The following is a 20,723-nucleotide window of genomic DNA, read 5'->3' as shown; positions in this document are numbered from 1 at the left end:
AACCGGCCTGTCACGGCCGTGTGGTGAGCCTGTCCGTCGGCTGTGAAACGGGATGCGCGGGCAGTCGTACGGTGAACACCGCGCCGCCGCGCGGCTCGGAGCGCGCCTCGGCCCGCCCGCCGTGGGCGGTGGCCAGCGCCTGCACGATGGCGAGCCCGAGACCCGTGGAATGGGCGGTGCCCCACGAGTCCGCCCTGCGCGCCGCGTCCGCCCTGCGCGTGCGCGAGGCGTCGCCGCGCGCGAACCGCTCGAAGACGTGCGGCAGCAGCTCGGCCGGGATGCCGGGGCCGTCGTCGGCGACCTCCAGGACGATCAGGCCGCCCTCGCGCCGCACGCGCGTGGTGACGGTCGTACCGGGCGGGGTGTGCGTACGGGCGTTGGCCAGCAGGTTCACCAGGATCTGCTGGAGGCGGCGCGGGTGGCCGCGTACGGTCGCCGGCTCGTCCGGCAGGTCGAGGCGCCAGTGGCGGCCCTCGCCCCGCCCGCGTTCCGCCGCGCGGGCGTCGCTCACGGAGTCGACGACGAGGGGCGAGAGATCGGTGCTCTCGTACGAGAGCGGGGGCCGCGCGGCCCCCGCCACCCCACCGGCCCACGCCACCCCACCGGCCCCCGGCACCCCATCTGCGCCTCCGCCCCCACCCCCGCCTGCTGCCCCCGCGTCGAGCCGGGCGAGCAGCAGCAGGTCCTCGACGAGCCCGGTCATCCTGATCGCCTCGGACTCGATCCGCCCGACGGCGTGCCGGGTGTCGGGGCCCACGGGCTCGTCGCCGCGCCGGGTCAGTTCGGCGTAGCCGCGGATCGAGGCGAGCGGCGTGCGCAGTTCGTGGCTGGCGTCCGCGACGAAGCGGCGCACCCGGGTCTCGCTCTCCTGCCGGGCCGCGAGCGCCGAACCGACGTGGTCCAGCATGCGGTTGAGCGCGGCGCCGACCTGCCCGACCTCGGTCCTGCCGTCCGCCTCGGTGTCGGGGACGCGCTCCAGCGGGGCCACCTCGCCGCTGTGCAGCGGGAGTTCGGCGACCCTGGTGGCCGTCGCGGCGACCCGGCGCAGCGGCCGCAGCGCCACCCCGATGATCGCCCAGCCCGCGAGCCCGGCGGCCACCAGCCCGGCGGCGGTGACGCACACCTCGACGACGACCAGCGTGGAGAGCGCGCCGCGCGCCTCGGCCGCCGGCATGCCCACGACGGCGGTGCCTCCCTCGAACAGCTCGACGGAGGTCACCCGGTAGGCGCCGAGCCCCGGCAGGTCCATGCCGCGCACCGACGTGTCGCCGACCGCCGTCACGGCCACCCGCAGCTGCTCGTCGGTCAGCGGGAGCGCGGTGCGCACGACGCGCGAGGTACCGTCGCCCGTCTCGTCCACGATCTTGGAGGTGACGGCCCGCCCGTCGCGCACCAGCACGCCGAAGGTGGCGAGCGGCTGCCCGCCGCCGCCGACGAACCGCAGCGGATCGAGGGGCTCGGGCAGCCCAGGCGGCACGGACCCCGGCGGCACGGGCCCCGGCGGGCGCCGGCCCCGCTCGGCCACGGCCCGCAGCTGGTCGTCCAGCTTCCCGTACAGATAGCTCCGGTACGCGATGGCGGTGACCGAGCCGATCACCCCGGCGACGATGCCGATCAGCAGCACGGCGGAGAGCACCAGCCGGGCGCGCAGCGACCACCGCCGCCGCCCGCCTGCGCCCGTGCCGGTCCCGCGCACCCGGGCGCCCGTACGGGCCCTACTCACCGGGTTTGATCAGGTACCCGGCCCCGCGCCGGGTGTGGATCATGGGGCTGCGGCCCGCGTCGATCTTCTTGCGCAGGTACGACACGTACAGCTCGACGACGTTGGCCTGGCCGCCGAAGTCGTACGACCAGACCCGGTCGAGGATCTGCGCCTTGCTCAGCACCCGGCGCGGATTGCGCATCAGGAACCGCAGCAGCTCGAACTCGGTCGCGGTGAGGTGGATGTGTCGGCCGTCCCTGCTGACCTCGTGGCTGTCCTCGTCGAGCACCAGGTCGCCGACGGCCAGCCGCGACCCGCTCGCGCGCGGGCCCGCGCCGCCCGAGCGCCTGATGAGCCCGCGCAGCCGTGCGACGACCTCCTCCAGGCTGAACGGCTTGGTGACGTAGTCGTCGCCGCCCGCGGTGAGCCCGGCGATGCGGTCCTCGACCGCGTCCTTCGCGGTGAGGAACAGCACCGGCACCCCGGCGTCGTCCGCGCGCAGCCTGCCCAGGACGGAGAGCCCGTCCATGTCGGGCAGCATCACGTCCAGGACGACCGCGTCGGGCCTGAAGTCCCGCGCGGCCCTGACGGCCCCCGCGCCGTCGCGCGCGCTGCGGACCTGCCAGCCCTCGTAACGCAGGGCCATGGACAGCAGCTCGGAGAGCGGCGCCTCGTCGTCCACGACGAGGACCCGGACGGGGCTGCCGTCGGGCCTGTGCAGTTCGGTACGCGTCGTAGGCATGGGGAAACGGTCCCGGGGGCACCTGAAACGCCTCTTACGGCTCCCTGTGAATTCCCTGAGAAAACGGTCCCCCGCCGCCCGGTCCGACCTCCCGACCCTCCGGTCCGACCTCCCGACCCTCCAGTCCGGCCTCCCGGTCGTCCAGTCCGAACTCCCGCACCGCGTTCCCGTGGCAGACCCCGCGCAACCACTCATCGCCCAGCTCCAGCCGTTCGAGACAGTGGAGTTGGTGCGCGTACGGGTAGGGGATGTTCGGGAAGTCGGTGCCGAGCAGCACCCGCTCCCCCAGGTCCTTCAGCCGCCCGAGCTCGCGCCGGTCGAAGGGCGCCGTCTCCTCGCTGAAGTCCGTGAACGCCATGGTCGTGTCGAGCAGCACGCCCTCGTACCGCTCCGCGAGCGTCAGGAACTCCGCGTACTCCGGCATCCCCATGTGCGCCACGACCACCCGCAGCCGCGGGTGGCGGGCGAGCAGCCGCGCCATGGGCGCGGGCCCGGTGAACCGGCCCGGCACGGGGCCCGAGCCGCAGTGCACCACCACCGGCACCCCCGCGTCGGCCAGCACGCCCCAGGCCTCGTCGAGCAGCGGGTCGCCCGGGTCGTAGTCGCCGACCTGGGGGTGCGCCTTGAAGATCCGCGCGCCGGACGCGACGGCCGCCTTCACGTACGCGGCGGCGCCGTCCTCCGGGTAGAGCGTGGCGGTGCGCAGGCACTCGGGCACCCGGGCCGCGAACCGGGCCGCCCACGCGTTGAGCCAGTCGGCCATGCCGGGCTTGTGCGGGTAGATCATGGAAGTGAAGGCGATGACCCCGAACTCCCTGAGGATCCGTACCCGTTCGTCCTCGTCGTGCCGGTAGGCGATGGGCCAGGAGCGCCCGACGAGCGGCCCCTCGGAGTCGAAGTAGGCCCACACCTTGCGCAGCACGCGCTCGGGCATGAAGTGCGTGTGGACGTCGACGATCCCGGGCAGCCCGAGGGCGGCCCAGAACCCCCGTGCGTCCGCGGCCCCGCTCACGTCACGCCCCGTGCTCGAAGCTGTGGCTCCGCTCCACCTTGGCGACGTGCAGCGAGTAGCTCCCGTACCACTGCTTGATGCCCCGCCGCTGCGCCGCCTGGTGCTCGACGTCGCGGCGCCACGCCTCGATGGACGCCTCGTCCTTGAAGTAACCCACGGTGATCCCGAGGCCGTTGGCGCCGCGCGCGGACTCGTAGCCGAGGAAGCCGGGGATCTCCTTCACCAGCTCGGCCATCCGCTCGGCGGTCGGCCCGTACTCCTCGAATTCCTCGGCGTCCTCCCGCATGACGGAGGTGAAGACCACGGTGTAGTAGGGCGGTTCGAAGGCGGGAACAGGTCGAATGCTCATGACGGACAGCCTCCGCCGAAGATCGACTGGCTGTCCACCCTCATGGGTGTAAGGGATCCAAGCCTTGACCTTCCGGTCAGAAAAGCCCCTCCTGGGCCCCGGGCGCCTCCCGCTCGCCCCTGGGCTCCCGTACGGGCACGGTCGTCCCGCCCTCCCCGCCGTCCGCGACCAGCTGCCACCCGACGAGCAGCCGCGTGTCGACGACGAGCGACCCCAGGTGCAGATCGGGCCCCGCGGCGGCGACGACCCGCCCCGCCACGACCCCGCCGTCCACCAGCTGCTCCACGACGCCCCGCACCCCGGCCTCCCGCACCCGCTCCAGGCCGAACGGCTCCGAGTGGTCGACGGCCGCGAACTCCAGCGGCTCCAGCGTCTCCGCCCAGCCGTCCAGCGCCACGGCCCGCCCGTGCAGCGCGGCGAGCTCGGCGGCGCGCTCGGGCCAGGGCGGCAGGGCGCCGCGCGCGACGCGCTTCTTCTCGTACGGGACGCGGTCCGGCACTCCGAGCGCGGCGCGCAGCAGTTCCTCCGTGCGCCGCGCGGCCATCAACGGCCCGCGCCCCAGCCAGCCGTACGCCACGGCCCCCTGCTCAAGCAGCCGGACGGCGCCGCGCTCCTCGGCGGTGATCCCGACCTTGACCAGGCCGGGCCCGAACCAGGCGAGGTACACCCGGTACGTACGGGGGTCGTCGGGCACTCCGTCGGCCGCGACGGAGAACGCCCGATCGAGCCGCGCGCACTCCGGGCACCGAGCCTGCGAAGCCCGCCCCGCCACAACGGCCCCGCGCGGCCCGCCGTCCCCCGGCGCCCCGCCGTGCGGACAGGGATTCCCCCGCGCCCCGACGCACCGCCGCTCCCCGACGACCCGAAAGGCGAGCGGCTTCCCGTAGGCGAGGGAACTCACCCGCCCCCCGCGCCACCGCAGCACGGCCCGCCCGTCGATCCACCCGCCCCCCGCACACCACCACTCCACGCCCACACCTTCCCCGCGGACCACCCCGGCCCCCGACACCATCCACCTTGAGCCCACGAACCCGCACACCGCCCCCGGAGAGCCGGGAGGGCCGGGAGAACCGAGAGAACCGGGAGAGCCGGGAAGACCACGGAGAACGCGTAGACACACGAAAACGCCAGAGGCCCCGGATTTCTCCGGGGCCTCTTGGCTGCTGTGCACTCGGCAGGATTCGAACCTGCAACCTTCTGATCCGTAGTCAGATGCTCTATCCGTTAAGCTACGAGTGCTTGTGCTTCCGGGGTTTTTTCTGCCCCGTCGGCGTTGCGAGAACAACATTACATGACCTGCGCCGTGACGCGAAATCCATTAGCCGGAACGGCTCTGACCTGCGGAAACGCCATCTCTGCCGCCGTCCGGGCCTGGTTCCGCCGTTCACTCGCGGGGCGGAGAAGGTCCAGGTCGGGGGCCTGCGGGCCGTCCCGCGTGGACTCGCTCGCCCCAAACGCATCGGAGCCCCGGTCCGTGTGGACCGGGGCTCCGATGTCGTAAGCGGAGGCGGAGGGATTTGAACCCTCGATGGGCTTTAAGACCCAAACCGCATTAGCAGTGCGGCGCCATAGACCGGACTAGGCGACGCCTCCAACTCGTACACCCCCCACGCGCGAACGCGAGTGGTGCGTGCAGATGATGACACAGCCATGTGCGCTGTCACCAATCGCCTCCCACGGTACTAGGCAGGCGGCCGCGAGGGCAAAGCATTCTCCGGGCGGGGCGGCGGGGGTGCCGGGAGTGCGGCCGCCCGGACGCGGGCGGGTCCGCACACCGGTGCGGCGGCGGCAGCGCGCAACGCCTCGGGCTCTGCGGCGTTAGAGATCCCGGGGCGTCACCCTGCCCCCCGGTCGATCACCCTCCAGGAGTACCCACCATGCTGCGCCGTCTCCTCCTCGCCACCACCGCGACCGCCGCCGCCATCGGCGCGGCCGCCGTGCCCGCCGCCGCCCTGCCCGGCGCGGGTCTGCCGGGGAACGCCCCCGCACGGGCCGCGTCCGTGCTCCCGGGCCCCGACCTGACCGGGCCCACCCTGTCCGACGCCGATCTGTCCCGCACGGGGCTGTCCCGCACGGGCCTGTCCGACACGGGGCTGTCCGGTACCGACCTGGTCAGGCCCAATCCGTCCCGGCCCGACCTTCCCGGGCCCGTCCTGACCCGCCCCGCCCCGATCGGCACCCTGCCCGTCGGCACCGTCCCGGCCGACCTGCTGCCGGCCGACGTGCCCCCGATCGACACCCCTCCGGTCGACGAGACCCCCGTCGACCCCTACCCGCCGTCCTTCCCGCCCCCCGGCGACCACCTCACCGTCACCGTCGCCCATGCCGCCGACCCCGGGCTCAACGGGACGTACGAGCTCCTGTGCCACCCCGCGGGCGGCGACCACCCCAGCCCGCAGGCCGCCTGCGACGGGCTGGACGAGGTGACCGTCTGGGGCACCGACCCCTTCGCGCCCGTCCCGCCGAACACGATGTGCACCATGCAGTACGGCGGTCCCGCCACCGCCCACGTCGAGGGCGTCTGGGCCGGGCGGCCCGTCGACGCGGACTTCCGCCGGGTCGACGGATGCGAGATCGCGCGCTGGAAGAAGCTCACCCCGCTGCTCCCGGCCGACGGAATCTGATCCTCCACGGCGCCCCGGCCCCGGCCCGACGGACGACCCGCGTGGGACCGGGGCGTACGCCCTGGTCACAGAGGATCGATGAGAGCTCCCCCTCATCCGCCGTCGCGCGCGCAACTCCTGCCTTTAGACTCCTTGGGTGACAGTGTCCGGCCCGTACGGCCCGAGGGGCGGTTCATCGGGGCCGGGACGGACTGTCGGCAAGGTGCGGTAACCAGGGAGGAAGCGTCGTCGTGAGCAGGCAGCCATCCCGAGGCGCTGCTCGCCTCGCGGCCATACTTGACGCCCTCCCTGACGGGCTGCTGCTCGTCAACTGCAACGGCACGGTCGTCAACGCCAACACCATCGCCCTGGAGATGTTCGAGTCCCCGGGCACCGGCCTCGTCGGGCGCGGGCTGCTCGACCTGCTGCCGGAATTCGACTCCCGGCTGATCCCCGGATCGATGCGGCGGCCCGAGAACGCCGACGAGCGGGGCCGCACCAAGCCGACCCGGATGATCGCCCGGCGCACCGACCGCAGCGAGTACCCGGTCGAGGTTACCAGCGCCAACCTCGCGGACGGCCGAGACGCCTACGCCTCCCAGGGCGGCGGCCACTTCACCGGCGACGAGCTGTTGATGCTGGTCGTGCGCGACCTCTCGGGGACCGTCGACACCGAGGCCGAGCTGGCCCGCTCGCAGCGGCAGACCGAGATGATCCTGCGGGCCGCCGCCGAGGGCGTCGTCGGCACCGACACGGACGGCCGCGTCGTCCTCGTGAACCCGGCCGCCGCCCAGATCCTCGGCTACCGCGCCAGCGACCTCGGCGGCCAGGAGCTGCACCCGCTGGTGCTGCACTCGCGCGGCGACGGCGAGCCCTTCTCGTACGACGAGTCGCCGCTCGCCGACACGCTGCGCTCCGGCCGCAAGCACCGGGTGCGCGGGCAGGTGCTGTGGTCCAAGAGCGGCAAGCCGGTGCCGGTCGACCTGACGACGGCTCCGGTCCGGGACGGGGACCAACTGGTCGGCGCGGTGATGACGTTCACCGACCGCCGCCCGTACGAGGAACTGGTCGCGCGGCAGAAGACCGAGGCGGCCGAGCGGGACGAGCGGCACGCGGCCGAGCTCGCCGAGCGGGACGAGCGGCACGCCGCCGAACTGGCCGACCGCAGCGAGCGCTACAGCGCCGAGATCGAGGAGCGGGACGAGCGGCTCGCCCGGCTCACCGCCCAGCACACCCAGCTGACGGCCGTGCTCGGCGACGCGCTGCGCGGACCCATGGTCGAGCTCTACGGCGAGCTGCGGAAGCTCGCGGACGACCCGGCGGGGCAGCTGTGGCCCGAGGCCAACCAGATGCTGCACCACCTGGCCGCCGGATACGCGCGGATGAGCACGCTGGTGGACAGCGTCCTCGGCTACCAGCGGCTCGACAGCGGGCACGAGGCGCTCGCCAAGGAGAAGGTGCTGGTCGACGCGGTCGTCGCGGCGGGCATCGACGCCGCGGTCGAGCTGATCGGCCCCGGCCGGGTGCAGTTCGCGGTGCACACGCCGCCCATAGAGGCCGAGATCGACTCGGTGCGGTTCGCGACCGCGCTCGCCCACCTCATCGCGGACGTGGCCGGGGTCGACTCGACCGGCCGGGCCCGTCTGGTGCCCGGCGGCGGCTACGTCGACTCGACCGTGGTGGTGGCGTCGGCGCAGCGCGGCGATGTCGTACGGATCGAGGTGCGCGGGCCGTTCGCCGGGGGCGACCCGGTGCACGAGCCGATCGTGCGGGGCATCGTGCGGGCGCACGGCGGTGTGCTCCAGACGCACGAGGTGCCCGGCATGAGCGGCAGCGCGTACGTGGTGGAGCTGCCGCTCGGCGCGGGAGCGGGCGCGGTGACCGCGGACCCGGTGGGAATGGAAGCCGGCCCGGGAGCCGGTACGGACTCCGGTGCGGGTGCGGCCGGTCCTGACGACACGCTGGGCGGGGCGTCCTCCGGCCCGGGTGTCGCCTCGCTGCCCGCGCAGCAGGACGGCACGTCGGGCGGCGGACGGCGGCGTGCCAGGCGTGCCGCTTCGCCCAACTCCACGGACTCCTTCCTGGACCCCGTGGGCGCGGCCGAGGCCGTACGGGACACCGAGCGGCCGCCGACCGGGCGCCGCCGGGGCAGGCCGAGCCCGGCGGAGCAGGGTCCGGAGCGCGAGGCCCTGGCGCTGCCCGCGCCGAGCAGGCCCGCCGAGGGGTCCGTGGTGACCGCGGCCGAGCACGGGTCCGGGCGCCCCGCGCTCGGTGAGACGGTGCCGCCGCAGGGCGTGCCCGCCGACTCCCCGGTGCCCGCCGCCGGTACCGCCGCGCTGCCCGGCGGTGCGCTGCCCGCGCAGGCCACGGGGACGGGGCGCAGGGCCCGGCGGGCGCTGGCGTCCGCTCCGACCGAAGCGGCGCAGGGCACGGGTGACGGCGGTGCGCGGAGCGCGTTCGCGCTGCCGCCCGCCGACGCCGACCGCGCCCCGTCCGACGCGGTGCAGGGGCGCCACGACGCGGTGCGGACCGACCCGACCGCCGACCACACCCCGCCGCTGCCGCATCCGCTGCCCACGGGCCGCAGGCGCGCCCAGGCGGCACCCGCGCCGAACGCGCCGGACGCACCGAACGCCGGGCAGAGCCCGCAGGGCGGTCAGGGACCGGACGGTGCGCAGGGCGTGCAGAGTTCGGCCGAGCGCGCGGCGACGGCTCGGGCTTCCGCGCAGGCCCAGTCCGCGCTCGCCAACATCACGAACAGCAACGCGGGCCCCGCGGGGGCCGCCGACGCACAGCCCGCGCCCGGTGCCACGCTCGCGCCGCCCGCGCCCACGGAGGCGCCGGAGCCCGTACGGAGCGGTGACACCGGTTCCGTACCGCTGCCGCCCGCTGCCGCGCAGGCTCCCCTGCCCACGGCCCCGCCCGTGGATCCCGCCACGGCGACGGCCGGCCGTCAGCCGCTGCCGCCCGCCGAGCCGATGCCCGCGGACTCCACTCAGGGGCGGGCCTTCAGCGTGCGCACGCTGGGCCAGGGCGTGCCCTTCGCCCAGCACCTCGCGCCGCAGCAGAACCAGCCGCCCGGCGCCGCCGCCCCCGGCGGTCGTCGTCGCAAGCTCTCGACGCCCCAGGAGAGCGAGCGCCCCGAGCCCGGCGCCCCCGCCGTACCGCCGAACTCCGCGCAGCCCGTACCGCCGCAGCCCGCGCCGCCCGCCGCGGCGACCCAGCAGCACTCCGGGCTGCTCTCGCCCCCGGCGGGACGGCTTCCCGAAGGGCGTGCGTACTCGATAGACGCACCCGACGAGAACGCCGCCGAGGGCCCCGAGCCGCTCGACGGCCCCGGTGGCGCGGTCGAGGTGGCCAACCAGCCGCAGCCGCGGCCCGTCGACGACGAACTGCCCCCCGAGCCGCTGGACAACCCGCGCAGGCTGCTGGTGTGGCCCGCGCCCGACGTCTCCACCCAGCAGGCGCTGAGCGACCGCGGCTACCGCCCGGTGATCGTGAACTCCCGCGAGGAGGTCGACGCGCAGATCGCCGCGTTCCCCGCCGCGCTCTTCGTCGATCCGCTGACCGGGCCGATCACCAAGACCGCCCTCCAGTCGCTGCGCCAGGCGGCGGTGGCCGCCGACGTGCCGGTGCTGGTGACGGCGGGCCTCGGGCAGGCGACGCGGGAGGCGGCGTACGGCGCCGACCCCGCCGTGCTCCTCAAGGCGCTCGCGCCGCGCGACAGCGAGCAGCACCCCGCCCGGGTCCTGCTGATCGAGGAGCACGAGGAGATCGCCTTCGCGCTGACCGCGACGCTGGAGCGGCGCGGCATGCAGGTGGAGCGGGCGGCCAGCGACAGCGAAGCGGTGACGATCGCCGCGCAGCTGCGGCCGAACCTCGTGGTGATGGACCTGCTCCAGGTGCGCCGCCGCCGGGCCGGGATCATCGACTGGCTGCGCGCGAACGGGCAGTTGAACCACACGCCGCTGGTCGTCTACACCTCCGCGGGCATCAACCAGGCGGAGCTGCCGAAGCTCACCTCGGGCGAGACGGTGCTGTTCCTGGCCGAACGCTCGACCAGCAGCGAGGTGCAGTCGCGGATCGTCGATCTGCTCGCCAAGATCGGCACCAACTGACGGCCCGCCAACTGTCGTACGCGGGACGATGTTTCACGTGAAACACGAGGGCGGCCGTTTCACGTGAAACATCGTGGAACGGCCGCCCCCGTACGGCTCGTCAGAGCTGGGTGACGTCCAGCTCCCCGTCCGCGTACTGCCTGCGGATCACCTTCTTGTCGAACTTGCCGACGCTCGTCTTCGGCACCGCGGGAACCAGCGCCCAGCGCTCGGGCAGCTGCCACTTGGCGATCGTCCCGGCGAGGAAGTCCCTGAGCGCCGTGTAGTCGGCCGTGGCGCCCTCCTTGAGGACCACGGTCGCCAGCGGGCGCTCACCCCACTTCTCGTCGGGGACGGCGACGACCGCGGCCTCCGCGACCTCGGGGTGCGCCATCAGCGCGTTCTCCAGCTCGACCGAGGAGATCCACTCGCCGCCGGACTTGATGACGTCCTTGGCGCGGTCGGTGAGGGTCAGGAAGCCCTCCACGTTGATCACGCCGACGTCGCCGGTCTTCAGCCAGCCGTCCGCGCTGAACTTGTCCTCGGGCCGCAGCGGCTCGCTGTCCGAGCCGCCGTAGTAGGCGGCCGCGATCCACGGGCCGCGCACCTCCAGCTCACCGGCAGACGCGCCGTCCCAGGGGAGGTGCTCGCCGGACGGGCCGACGAGACGGGCCTCCACGCCCGCGGGGAACCGGCCCTGGGAGATCCGGTAGGGCCACTCCTCCTCGGCACTCAGCCCGGCGGGCGGGTGCGCCATGGTGCCGAGCGGGGAGGTCTCGGTCATGCCCCAGGCGTGGCAGAGCCGGACGCCGAGCCGGTCGTACGCCTCCATGAGCGCGGGCGGACAGGCGGCGCCGCCGATGGTGACGCGGGCCATCGAGGAGATGTCCCGGGGGCGGGCGGTGACCTCGGCGAGGAGACCCTGCCAGATGGTGGGGACGGCCGCCGCGTGGGTGGGCTTCTCGCGCTCGACCATCTCGGCGAGCGGCGCGGGCTGGAGGAAGCGGTCCGGCATCAGCATGTTGACGCCCGACATGAACGCGGCGTGCGGCAGGCCCCAGGCGTTCACGTGGAACTGCGGGACGACCACGAGGCTGGTGTCCCGGTCGGTGAGGCCCATCGACTGCGCCATGTTGATCTGCATGGAGTGCAGATAGATCGAACGGTGCGAGTAGACGACGCCCTTGGGGTCGCCGGTGGTGCCGGAGGTGTAGCACATGGCGGCGGCCCGGCGTTCGTCCAGCTCGGGCCAGTCGAAGGTGGTGGGCCGGTCCGCGAGCAGCGCCTCGTACTCGTGCACCTGGACCTCGGCCCCGGCCTCGTCGAGCAGGGAGCGGTCGCCGGGGCCCGCCACGACGACGTGCTCGATCGTCGGGAGGTGGGGCAGGATCGGCGCGAGGAGCGGGAGCAGCGAGCCGTTGGCGATGATCACGCGGTCGGCCGCGTGGTTGACGACCCAGATCAGCTGCTCGGCCGGGAGGCGGAGGTTGAGCGTGTGCAGGACCGCGCCCATGGCGGGGACCGCGAGGTAGGCCTCGACGTGGGCGCTGTTGTTCCACATGAGGGTGCCGACCCGTTCGTCGGCCTCGACGCCCAGCTCGTCGCGGAGTGCGTTCGCGAGCTGCGTGGCGCGGGCGCCGATCTCGGCGTAGGAGCGCCGCTCCGGCTCGGCCTCACCGGTCCACGTCGTGACGTGCGACGTCCCGTGGACGGTCATCCCGTGGCGCAGGATGCGGGTCACTGTCAGTGGTACGTCCTGCATGGTGCTGAGCACGGCGTCCTCCCGGTGGGCGCTACGCGGCAGTAAGGTGCTCGATTCTGCGCACGTACCAGGAGGCATGTCACTACCCGGGAGTAGAAATCAGCGTACGGGCGACAGCTCCGGGTCCTCCCGCAGTTTGCCGAGCGCCCGGGACACCGCGCTCTTGACCGTGCCTATCGACACTCCGAGCACTTCGGCGGTCTGGGCCTCGCTGAGGTCCTCGTAGTACCGCAGGACGACCATGGCCCGCTGGCGGTCCGGGAGCTTCATCACCGCGCGCCACATCGCGTCGTGCAGCACCTGCCGCTCCGCCGGGTCGGGCTCGGGCACGACGTCCGGCTCCGGCAGTTCCTCGCAGGAGAACTCGTCGACCTTGCGCTTGCGCCACTGCGAGGTGCGGGTGTTGAGCAGGGCCCGGCGGACGTAGCCGTCCAGCGCCCGGTGGTCCTCGATGCGGTCCCAGGCGACGTACGTCTTGGTCAGCGCCGTCTGCAGCAGGTCTTCCGCGTCGCTCGGGTTGGCCGTGAGCGAGCGCGCGGTGCGCAGCAGGACCGGGCCCCGAGCGCGCACGTAGCTGGAGAACGACGGGTACGCGTGCGGTGCTCGCTGGGCGCGGGTCGCGTACGCGGCCGGCGTGGCGGCGCTCGTGCAGACAGGCGTGGTCATGGGTCCACGCTAGGAGCGGGTCGTACCATCGCGGATCGGCCCCAGGTCCCGAAGCGGGATCCGCCTCAGGTTGTAGGGGTGGGGCTGGCCTCACCTCCTACAGGTGGAGACCATGTCAGGGTCACCCTCATCCGCTTCCCCATCTTTCGTCGTTCAGCGCCCCACGCGGGCCACGATGGCGTCCACCCTGTTCCGGTCGATGACGAGCCTGCGCCCGCCGTGCCTCTCCGCGACGTTGCCCGCGTACTGGTGGATGCGGCGGCGCGGCTGCCAGGCCGTCGGGTGCAGGGCGGGCTCGCGGTGCACCGAGGGGCCGATGTGCCAGCGCGCGAACCACATCACCGTCGGCAGGTCGGCGATCCGCGCCTTGCGGGCCCGCTCCATGTGCCGCACGCCCGACTCGGCGCTGCTGTAGTAGCCGGGCTCGAAGCCGAGGGCGCGCAGCTCGCGGTTCCAGCCCCGGACGTAGCGCAGGGTCTCGGTGGCGCAGCGGGCGTTGCGGTGCTCGTACGCCTCGATGTCCAGGTAGAGCGCGCTGCCCCGGCCGAGGCCGAGCGCACGGGCCTCGCGCACGGCGTGCCGCGCCTCCCGCTCGCCCTGGCTCCAGGGGCGGGGGCCGACGCGGGCGCCGCGCTTGTGCCGGGCGTAGACGCAGGGCGACTGCGACCCGACGTAGACCGGGATGATCCGCCACCCCATCCGGTGCACGGCCTTCACCCAGCGCCGGTCGAGGTGCCGCTGCACGGGGCAGCCCCGGCCGCGGCCCGCGTAGTAGACGCCGACGGCCCGGTACTTGGACGCGCGCCAGGCCCGCATGGTCGCGAGTGGCGGGGTCTCGCAGGTGTCGAAGGCCCAGCCCCTGAAGTGCACGCGCGGCGGCCCGGCCCCCAGGGAGGCCCCTGCCGAAGGACCCGGCGCGGCGGCACCGGCACGGGAAGCACCAGTACGGGCGGCGTCCGTACGGGCTGCGTCGGTACGGGTGGGAGCGGCGTCCGTACGGGTCGGGGCCGCGCCGGGGGCCGTGCCGAGCAGCGCCCCCGCCAGGACGGCGACGAAAGCGACGCGGAAGGCACGTGTGGTGCGGGCGACCCGGACAGCGCGGGCAGGACGTTCCATACGGTGAGTGAAAGGGCCCGCCCCCGGCCCGTCCGCGCACCATGCCGACGCCTCAGCCGTCCGCGCCCAGGATCAACCCTGACGTAGGAACGCCCGTGCCCGCCGTGACCAGCGCCCGCGCCGCCCCCGGCACCTGGTTCACCGAGGTCCCCCGCACCTGCCGCACCGCCTCGGCTATCCCGTTCATCCCGTGCAGGTACGCCTCGCCGAGCTGCCCTCCGTGGGTGTTCAGCGGCAGCGCGTCCTCCGCCACGAACCCGGCCGCCTCGCCCCTCCCGCAGAAGCCGAACTCCTCCAGCTGCATCAGGACGAACGGCGTGAAGTGGTCGTACAGGATCCCCACGTCGATGTCCGCGGGCGCCAGCCCCGACGTCCGCCACAGCTGTCGCGCGACCACCCCCGTCTCGGGCAGCCCGGTCAGGTCGTCGCGGTAGAAGCTGGTCATCGCCTCCTGGTCGCGCCCCGCGCCCTGCGCCGCCGCGACGATCACCGCGGGCGGTTTCGCCAGGTCCCTGGCGCGCTCGGCGCTGGTCACCACCACCGCCTGGCCCCCGTCGGTCTCCTGGCAGCAGTCGAGCAGCCGCAGCGGCTCCACGATCCAGCGGGACGCGGCGTGGTCGGCGAGGGTGATCGGCCTGCCGTAGAAGTACGCGGCGGGGTTGCGGGCCGCGTGGCGGCGGTCGGTGACGGCCACGTGCCCGAACGCGTCGGGCGTCAGGCCGTACGCGTGGAGGTACCGCTGGGCCGCCATCGCCACCCACGAGGCGGGCGTGAGCAGTCCGAACGGCAGCGCCCAGCCCAGTGCGACCCCCTCGGCCGACGGCTCCCTGCGCTGCACCCCCGAGCCGAACCTGCGCCCTGACCGCTCGTTGAACGCCCGGTAGCAGACGACGACTTCGGCGACTCCCGCGGCGACGGCGAGCGCCGCCTGCTGCACGGTCGCGCACGCCGCGCCGCCCCCGTAGTGGATCCGCGAGAAGAAGGAGAGCTCGCCGATCCCGGCCGCCTGGGCGACGGTGATCTCCGGGCTCGTGTCCATGCTGAAGGTGACCATGCCGTCCACGTCGGCCGGGGCGAGCCCGGCGTCGTCGAGCGCGGCCCCGACCGCCTCGACGGCCAGCTTCAGCTCGCTGCGCCCCGAGTCCTTGGAGAACTCCGTCGCGCCGATCCCCACGACGGCCGCCCGGCCGCCGAGCGCGTCCCGCCTCCGTACGCTCACGCCTCCGCCCCCCTTCCCGTTCCCGCAGACTCTCCCGTCGGCCCTCCCGCGGGCCCTCCCGCCGGCCCTCCCGCCCGCTCGACGACGACCGTCCCCGTGACGTGCCTGCCGATCCCGTTGGCGCCGACCACCCGCACCTCCGCCGCGTCGCCCTCCACCGCGACCACCTCGCCGGTCAACACCATCGTGTCCCCCGGATAGTTGGGTGCCCCGAGCCGTATCGCCACCTTCCGCAGCGCCCAGCCGGGACCGAAGTGGTCGGTGACGTACCTGCCGACCAGGCCGTTGGTCGTCAGGATGTTCATGAAGACGTCGGGGGAGCCCTTCTCCCGCGCCAGCTCCGCGTCGTGGTGCACGTCCTGGTAGTCGCGCGACGCGATGGCGCCCGCCACGATCAGCGTCCTGGTCACCGGGACCTCCAGCGCGGGAAGCGCCTCGCCGACCCTCATACCGCCTCCTCCTCGGCCAGCAACCCGCCCAGTTCCTCCAGCACTTCGCTCCCGCACCCCAGGTAGGCGTCCAGCTGCCGCCCCCACAGGAAGTGCCGGTGCACCGGATGCCCGACGTCCGCGCCCGCACCTCCGTGCAGGTGCTGTCCCGCGTGCACCACGCGCTTGCCCGCCTCCGACGCCCACCAGGCGGCCGTCAGCGCGTGCGTGGCGTACGGCAGCCCCTGGTCGCGGCGCCACGCCGCCTCGTAGCCCGTCACCCGTATCGCCTCGACGTCCATGTGCGCCTCGGCCGCCCGCAGCAGCACCGCCTGCTTGGCGGAGAGCGGCCGCCCGAACTGCTCCCGTACGGTGGTGTGTTCCACGGCCCTGTCCAGCGAGCCCGCGCACACCCCTGCCTGCACCCCGGCGAACGCGATCCGCGCGGCCGCCAGCACCGCCCCGTACGCCCCCGGGCCTCCGAGACGCTCCCCGGGCGCCCCGTCGAGCACCAGCCGCCCCGCCGACCAGGGAGCGGTCAGCTCGACCGGCTCGACGGACACCCCGGGTACGTCCGTCCGTACGAGCCACAGCGCCCGGTCCTCGTCCGGCACCAGCACGTGGGTCGCGTCCCGCAGCCAGGGCACCCAGGCCACCACCCCGCTCAACCCACCCCTGCCCGAGCCGTCCCTGACCGCACCGCCCTCGCCCCGTACGCCCCAGCCCCGTACGCCCCCGCTCCGCCCCGGGAACGCCCCCGTGGCGACGGACGTCCCGTCCCGCAGCCCCGGCAGCAGCCGCTCCCGCTGCTCGTCCGTGCCGTGCTCGGCGACCGCCAGCACCCCGTACACACAGCTCGCCGCGAACGGCACCTGCGCCGTCCTCCGTCCCTGCTCCTCCAGCAGCAGGACCAGGCCCAGCAGCCCCAGCTCCTCGACCGCCGCCGCCAGCCCCGAGCCGCCCAGCGCCTTCCACAGCTCGCCGTCCGTCTCCCGGCCCGCCGCCGCCAGCCGCTCCGGCGTCGACAGGTCGCCGAAGATCCGCGCGGCGAGGTCCCGCGCCGCCGTCTGCTCGTCCGTGGGCGTGAAGTCCATGGCTCAGCCCTCGCTCCCCCGGAAGACCGGTATCTCCAGCTCCCCGTCCACCCGCAGGAACTCCAGCCGCACCGCCATCCCGATCCGCACCTTCTCGGGCTCGACCCCCACGACGTTGCTGACGATCCGCACGCCCTCCGCCAGCTCGATCAGCCCCACCGCGTAGGGCGGATCGAAGGCGGGGAAGGGCGGGTGGTGCATCACCACGTACGAGAAGACCGTGCCCTCGCCACTCGCCTCGACGGCCTCCCACGCGTCGGAACCGCACGCGTTGCACCCCGGCAGCCAGGGGAAGCGCGGCGTCCCGCACCCGCCGCACCTCTGGATCAGCAGCCGGTGCTCCGCGACGCCCTCCCAGAAACCGGCGTTGTCCCGGTTGACCACCGGCCGGGGCCGCACCGCACGGGCCGCGCCCTTCTCCGCGTCCGCGCTCTTCCCCGCGTCCGCGTCCCTCTCCGCGCCCCCGCCCCTCCGCGCCCCTACCGGCGCGTACTTGAGGATCCTGAAGCGGTGCGTGCCCGCCGGCTCCCCGTTCGCGCGCACGTCCATCCGCGTCGTGACGAAGTGCCCCGTCCCCAGCTTCGTCGTCTTGCGCTCCGATATCCCCTCGATCACCGCGTCGAAGGTGATCCGGTCCCCGGGGCGCAGCGGGCGCAGGTACTCCTGCTCGCAGTCGGTCGCGACCACCGAGGTGTACCCCGCGCCGTCGAGCAGCGCGAACAGCTCCTCGTACGCGCCGGACCTGTCCGTGTGCCCGGAGAGCCCGCCCATCGTCCACGCCTGGAGCATCGTCGGCGGGGCGATCGCGTCCGGCCCGGCGTACGCCGGGTTGGCGTCCCCCATCGCCTCGCACCAGTGCCTGATCATCGCCTCGTTGACCAGGTCCTTCCCGACGCCCGCCGAGGCGGCGGCCCGCCCCTCGAACGTCTTCAGCCGCTCCTGGAACCCCACCGGGTCCCCGGCCCCGCTCACGGCCGCCCCCCGTGCCGCGACGTGCGCGGCATGCCCAGTCGCATCGTCGCGACGATCTCCTTCTGCACTTCGCTCACCCCTCCCCCGAAGGTGTTGATCTGTGCCGCGCGGTTCATCCGCTCCAGCTCGCCGAACCGCCCCTCGCGCATCAGCCCCGCGTCCCCGACGACCTGCTGGCACATTCGATACACCTCGACCGCCGATTCGGTTCCCATGAACTTCACGCCGCTCGCGTCGCCCGGCGCCAGCGAGCCCGCCCCCACGGCCCCCACCAAACGCCAGTTGAGCAGGCGCGTTGCCGCCAGCAGCGCATGCGCCTCGGCCAGCCTGGAGCGCACCCAAGCCGAGTCAATCGGACGCCGCCCCGTCACCGGATCGGGTGTACGGGCGTGGTCGAGGGCCGCCGCGTAGAAGTCCTCGGCCTGCATGCCGATCGCGGCCAGCGCCACCCGCTCGTGGTTCAGCTGGTTGGTGATCAGGCCCCAGCCGCCGTCCTCCTCGCCGACGAGGTTGCCCGCGGGCACCGTGACGTCGTCGAAGTACGTCGCGGTCGTGATCTGCCCGCCGACGGTCTCGATCGGGGTCCAGGAGAAGCCGGGCGCGTCCGTCGGCACGAGCAGGATCGAGATGCCGCGGTGCTTCGGCGCCCCGGGGTCCGTACGGCAGGCGAGCCAGATCCAGTCGGCGTGCTGGGCGTTGCTGGTGAAGACCTTCTGGCCGTTGACCACCCAGCGGCCCGCCGCGTCGCGCACCGCGCGGGTGCGCAGCGACGCCAGGTCGGTCCCCGCGTCGGGCTCGCTGTAGCCGATGGCGAAGACGGCGTCCCCGCTGAGGATCTTCGGCAGGAAAGCGCGCTTCTGCTCGTCGGTGCCGTACTTCATCAGCGTCGGCCCGACCGTGTTGAGCGTGACCATCGAGACGGGCGCGCCCGCGCGGTACGCCTCGTCGAAGAACACGAACTGTTCGTCGGCCCCGCGCCCCTGGCCGCCGTACTCCACGGGCCAGCCGAGCCCGAGCATGCCGTCCGCGCCGATGCGGCGCAGCAGCCGACGCTGGGCGGCGGGGTCCTCGCGATCGCTTGGCGACCCGCCCTCCGGGGCCATCACCTCACGGAAGTAAGAGCGGAGTTCGGCGCGCAGCTCACGCTGCCGTTCGGTGGGGGCGAGGTGCACAGCGGACGGCCTTCCGTGCGTACGGGACCACCTGACAGGGGTTTCTGACTGTCCGTCAGATACCTGGACCTGTCAAGAACACCGGCAACGCACAACGGGCGACGAGCGCCCGCGCATACGCGAACTGCCTGCGCGTCGGCGTCGAAACACCGTCGCGCAGGCAGCCGGTCACCCCATGAACCGGACCCCCGTCGGGCCGCGTCCTACCAGAGCTGGGAGAAGTTCACCGTGGTATTGACGTTGGCCTGATCGATCACCGTGAAGGCAGAGCCGTTCACCTGCGCGGTGTTGCTCTGGTTCGAGGCGCCGGAGCCGACGGCCTGCTGCTGCGTCGTGGCCGAGTTGCCGAAGTTGTCCCCGCCGACGCCGCTGCCGCTGATCGTCGCCACCCCGGCGTTCGATCCGTTGCCCGCGAAGGCGCCGTTGTCGGCCGCGGCAACTCCCGTGAACAGGGCGGCGGCCAGCGGGAGCGCGGAGACGGCGGCGATGACGCGGGCGGTACGGATGCTTGCCATGTCTATTCCTCCAGGAACCAGAAGTACGGCTTGTTCCAAGGCAGTTGGCCGACCGCCCCGGTCGTTTTGTCGACGTCGCGACTCCAGATTTGCCCACCGAATCCCCGGCGAACCACCCCGGAGTCCCTTATTCCCCCGCAAGTATGAGTAACCCAGGCCAAACCCCGAACGGCCCCCGAACATCCCCGGGAAGCCCCCAGTTCACGGCCGTTTCCGCCCGCCAACCCCCACCCCACAAGAGGAAAAGCGTTACGGCACATTTTCCGCCAATCCTTCCCGCACCTCCGCCCCTCCCCGTCCCCTCCCGCTTCCCTTTCTCGAACATTCGTACGAACATGGAGGCATGGCCACCTCCGACCGGCACACCGCCACCCTGGCCCTCGCCCATGCGCTCTCCGCCGCCGAGCGCGGGCTCCCCGTGATTCCGCTGTCCCCCACCAAGCTCCCCGCGCTGCGCTCCCCGCACCACGACAGCCGTGAACCGGCCCTGTGCCGGGGCGAGTGCGGGCTGCCCGGACACGGCGTGCACGACGCCACGACCGATCCCGCGGCGGTACGCGCCCTGTTCGCCGCGGCGCCCTGGGCCACCGGCTACGGCATCGCCTGCGGCCGTCCGCCGCACCACCTGATCGGCATCGACCTCGACACCAAGCCCGGTACGGACGCCTCGGCCGCCCTCCAGCACCTGGCGTTCCAGCACCTGTTCACGATCCCGGAGACGGTCACGGTGCTGACCCCGAGCGGCGGCCGCCACCTCTGGCTGGCCGGCCCTTCCACCGTCGTGGTCCCCAACTCCGCGAGCCGCATCGCCCCCGGCATCGACGTCAGGGGCGCGGGCGGCTATCTGGTCGGGCCCGGCTCGGTCACCGGCCACGGCGCGTACCGCCTGGCGCCCGGTACGGCCGAGCTGGCCCCGGCGCCCTGCCCTCGCGCGCTCCTGCGCCTCATCGCACCACCCCCGCGCGCCCCGCATCCGGGCCACGGCACGGCCCGGCACGCCTCCGGGAACCCTTCAGGGCACCCGTCCGAGCACCCCGACAAGGGTCAGGGCCTGGTCCACTTCGTCCTCGCCGCGCACGAGGGGCAGCGCAACACGCGCCTGTTCTGGGCGGCCTGCCGCGCGTACGAGAACGGCATCGGCGAGGCCCTGGCGGACGCCCTCACCGAGGCGGCGCGCCACACGGGCCTGACGGAGCACGAGGCCCGCACGACGATCGCCTCGGCGGCCCGCCTCACTGGCGGCCGCCGCTGACGGGGGTCACGGCGTCGGGGTT

Annotated in this window: 17 protein-coding genes and 2 tRNA genes; 3 read left to right on the top strand and 16 right to left on the bottom strand. The window is 73.8% G+C overall.

All coding sequences use genetic code 11. The features are described from left to right. Positions 1–10: 10 nt before the first annotated feature. From ACIBNE_RS14730 to ACIBNE_RS14700, 7 genes are all read right to left on the bottom strand, one after another. Positions 11–1,723: an ATP-binding protein gene (locus tag ACIBNE_RS14730; RefSeq protein ID WP_399271399.1), complete on the bottom strand. Its 1,713-nt coding sequence runs from the start codon at positions 1,721–1,723 to the stop codon at positions 11–13. After that, entirely contained in the window at positions 1,716–2,444 is a 729-nt protein-coding gene (locus tag ACIBNE_RS14725) for a response regulator transcription factor (RefSeq protein WP_399271400.1), read from the bottom strand. The genes ACIBNE_RS14730 and ACIBNE_RS14725 overlap by 8 nt, the downstream gene beginning before the upstream one ends. A 34-nt stretch (positions 2,445–2,478) precedes the next feature. Continuing rightward, positions 2,479–3,456: an amidohydrolase family protein gene (locus ACIBNE_RS14720; protein ID WP_399271401.1), complete on the bottom strand. Its 978-nt coding sequence runs from the start codon at positions 3,454–3,456 to the stop codon at positions 2,479–2,481. A 1-nt stretch (position 3,457) separates the two neighbouring features. Then, on the bottom strand, positions 3,458–3,805 hold the full coding sequence (locus tag ACIBNE_RS14715) for an antibiotic biosynthesis monooxygenase family protein (RefSeq protein ID WP_399271402.1): 348 nt from the start codon (positions 3,803–3,805) through the stop codon (positions 3,458–3,460). Between the two features lie 76 nt (positions 3,806–3,881). Then, a complete protein-coding gene (locus ACIBNE_RS14710; RefSeq protein WP_399271403.1) occupies positions 3,882–4,817 on the bottom strand; it encodes a DUF2797 domain-containing protein in 936 nt (311 codons plus the stop codon). 154 nt (positions 4,818–4,971) lie between these two features. Then, a tRNA-Arg gene (locus ACIBNE_RS14705) sits at positions 4,972–5,044 on the bottom strand. 263 nt (positions 5,045–5,307) lie between these two features. Next, positions 5,308–5,398 (bottom strand) — tRNA-Ser (locus tag ACIBNE_RS14700). Between the two features lie 284 nt (positions 5,399–5,682). Between ACIBNE_RS14700 and ACIBNE_RS14695 the strand changes: the two genes are divergently transcribed. Together ACIBNE_RS14695 and ACIBNE_RS14690 are read left to right on the top strand one after the other, a co-directional pair. Next, on the top strand, positions 5,683–6,429 hold the full coding sequence (locus tag ACIBNE_RS14695; RefSeq protein ID WP_399271404.1) for an SSI family serine proteinase inhibitor: 747 nt from the start codon (positions 5,683–5,685) through the stop codon (positions 6,427–6,429). 230 nt (positions 6,430–6,659) lie between these two features. Beyond that, positions 6,660–10,526: a PAS domain-containing protein gene (locus ACIBNE_RS14690; RefSeq protein ID WP_399271405.1), complete on the top strand. Its 3,867-nt coding sequence runs from the start codon at positions 6,660–6,662 to the stop codon at positions 10,524–10,526. A gap of 100 nt (positions 10,527–10,626) precedes the next feature. Here the strand turns inward: ACIBNE_RS14690 and ACIBNE_RS14685 are convergent, their stop codons facing one another. The 9 genes from ACIBNE_RS14685 to ACIBNE_RS14645 all read right to left on the bottom strand — a co-directional run bounded on the left by ACIBNE_RS14685 (position 10,627) and on the right by ACIBNE_RS14645 (position 19,449). Next, positions 10,627–12,279, bottom strand: coding sequence for a long-chain fatty acid--CoA ligase (locus ACIBNE_RS14685; RefSeq protein WP_399271406.1), 1,653 nt, complete (start codon positions 12,277–12,279; stop codon positions 10,627–10,629). Between the two features lie 87 nt (positions 12,280–12,366). Beyond that, positions 12,367–12,933: a SigE family RNA polymerase sigma factor gene (locus tag ACIBNE_RS14680; RefSeq protein WP_399271407.1), complete on the bottom strand. Its 567-nt coding sequence runs from the start codon at positions 12,931–12,933 to the stop codon at positions 12,367–12,369. A gap of 153 nt (positions 12,934–13,086) precedes the next feature. After that, on the bottom strand, positions 13,087–14,049 hold the full coding sequence (locus ACIBNE_RS14675) for a glycoside hydrolase domain-containing protein (RefSeq protein ID WP_399271408.1): 963 nt from the start codon (positions 14,047–14,049) through the stop codon (positions 13,087–13,089). A 52-nt stretch (positions 14,050–14,101) separates the two neighbouring features. Then, positions 14,102–15,268 carry a lipid-transfer protein gene (locus tag ACIBNE_RS14670; RefSeq protein WP_399271409.1) on the bottom strand — a complete coding sequence of 389 codons (1,167 nt, stop codon included), beginning with the start codon at positions 15,266–15,268 and terminating at the stop codon, positions 14,102–14,104. Continuing rightward, positions 15,265–15,717, bottom strand: coding sequence for a MaoC family dehydratase (locus tag ACIBNE_RS14665; protein ID WP_399271410.1), 453 nt, complete (start codon positions 15,715–15,717; stop codon positions 15,265–15,267). Before ACIBNE_RS14665 ends, ACIBNE_RS14670 begins: the two co-directional genes overlap by 4 nt. Then, positions 15,714–16,790, bottom strand: coding sequence for an acyl-CoA dehydrogenase family protein (locus tag ACIBNE_RS14660; protein WP_399271411.1), 1,077 nt, complete (start codon positions 16,788–16,790; stop codon positions 15,714–15,716). Before ACIBNE_RS14660 ends, ACIBNE_RS14665 begins: the two co-directional genes overlap by 4 nt. Before the next feature lie 3 nt (positions 16,791–16,793). Then, positions 16,794–17,762, bottom strand: a complete 969-nt coding sequence (locus ACIBNE_RS14655; RefSeq protein WP_399271412.1) for a bifunctional MaoC family dehydratase N-terminal/OB-fold nucleic acid binding domain-containing protein — start codon at positions 17,760–17,762, stop codon at positions 16,794–16,796. Beyond that, entirely contained in the window at positions 17,759–18,934 is a 1,176-nt protein-coding gene (locus ACIBNE_RS14650; RefSeq protein WP_399271413.1) for an acyl-CoA dehydrogenase family protein, read from the bottom strand. The genes ACIBNE_RS14655 and ACIBNE_RS14650 overlap by 4 nt, the downstream gene beginning before the upstream one ends. A gap of 203 nt (positions 18,935–19,137) precedes the next feature. Then, positions 19,138–19,449, bottom strand: a complete 312-nt coding sequence (locus ACIBNE_RS14645) for a hypothetical protein (RefSeq protein WP_399271414.1) — start codon at positions 19,447–19,449, stop codon at positions 19,138–19,140. Between the two features lie 343 nt (positions 19,450–19,792). Between ACIBNE_RS14645 and ACIBNE_RS14640 the strand changes: the two genes are divergently transcribed. Next, complete coding sequence (locus tag ACIBNE_RS14640) at positions 19,793–20,701, top strand: bifunctional DNA primase/polymerase (protein WP_399271415.1); 909 nt, start codon at positions 19,793–19,795, stop codon at positions 20,699–20,701. Positions 20,702–20,723 lie beyond the last annotated feature (22 nt).

The organism is Streptomyces sp. NPDC050504, assembly GCF_044458065.1.
Classification (GTDB): Bacteria; Actinomycetota; Actinomycetes; order Streptomycetales; family Streptomycetaceae; genus Streptomyces.
The sequence above is the reverse complement of the archived record's forward strand: the minus strand, read 5'-3'. Positions and strand labels throughout refer to the sequence as shown.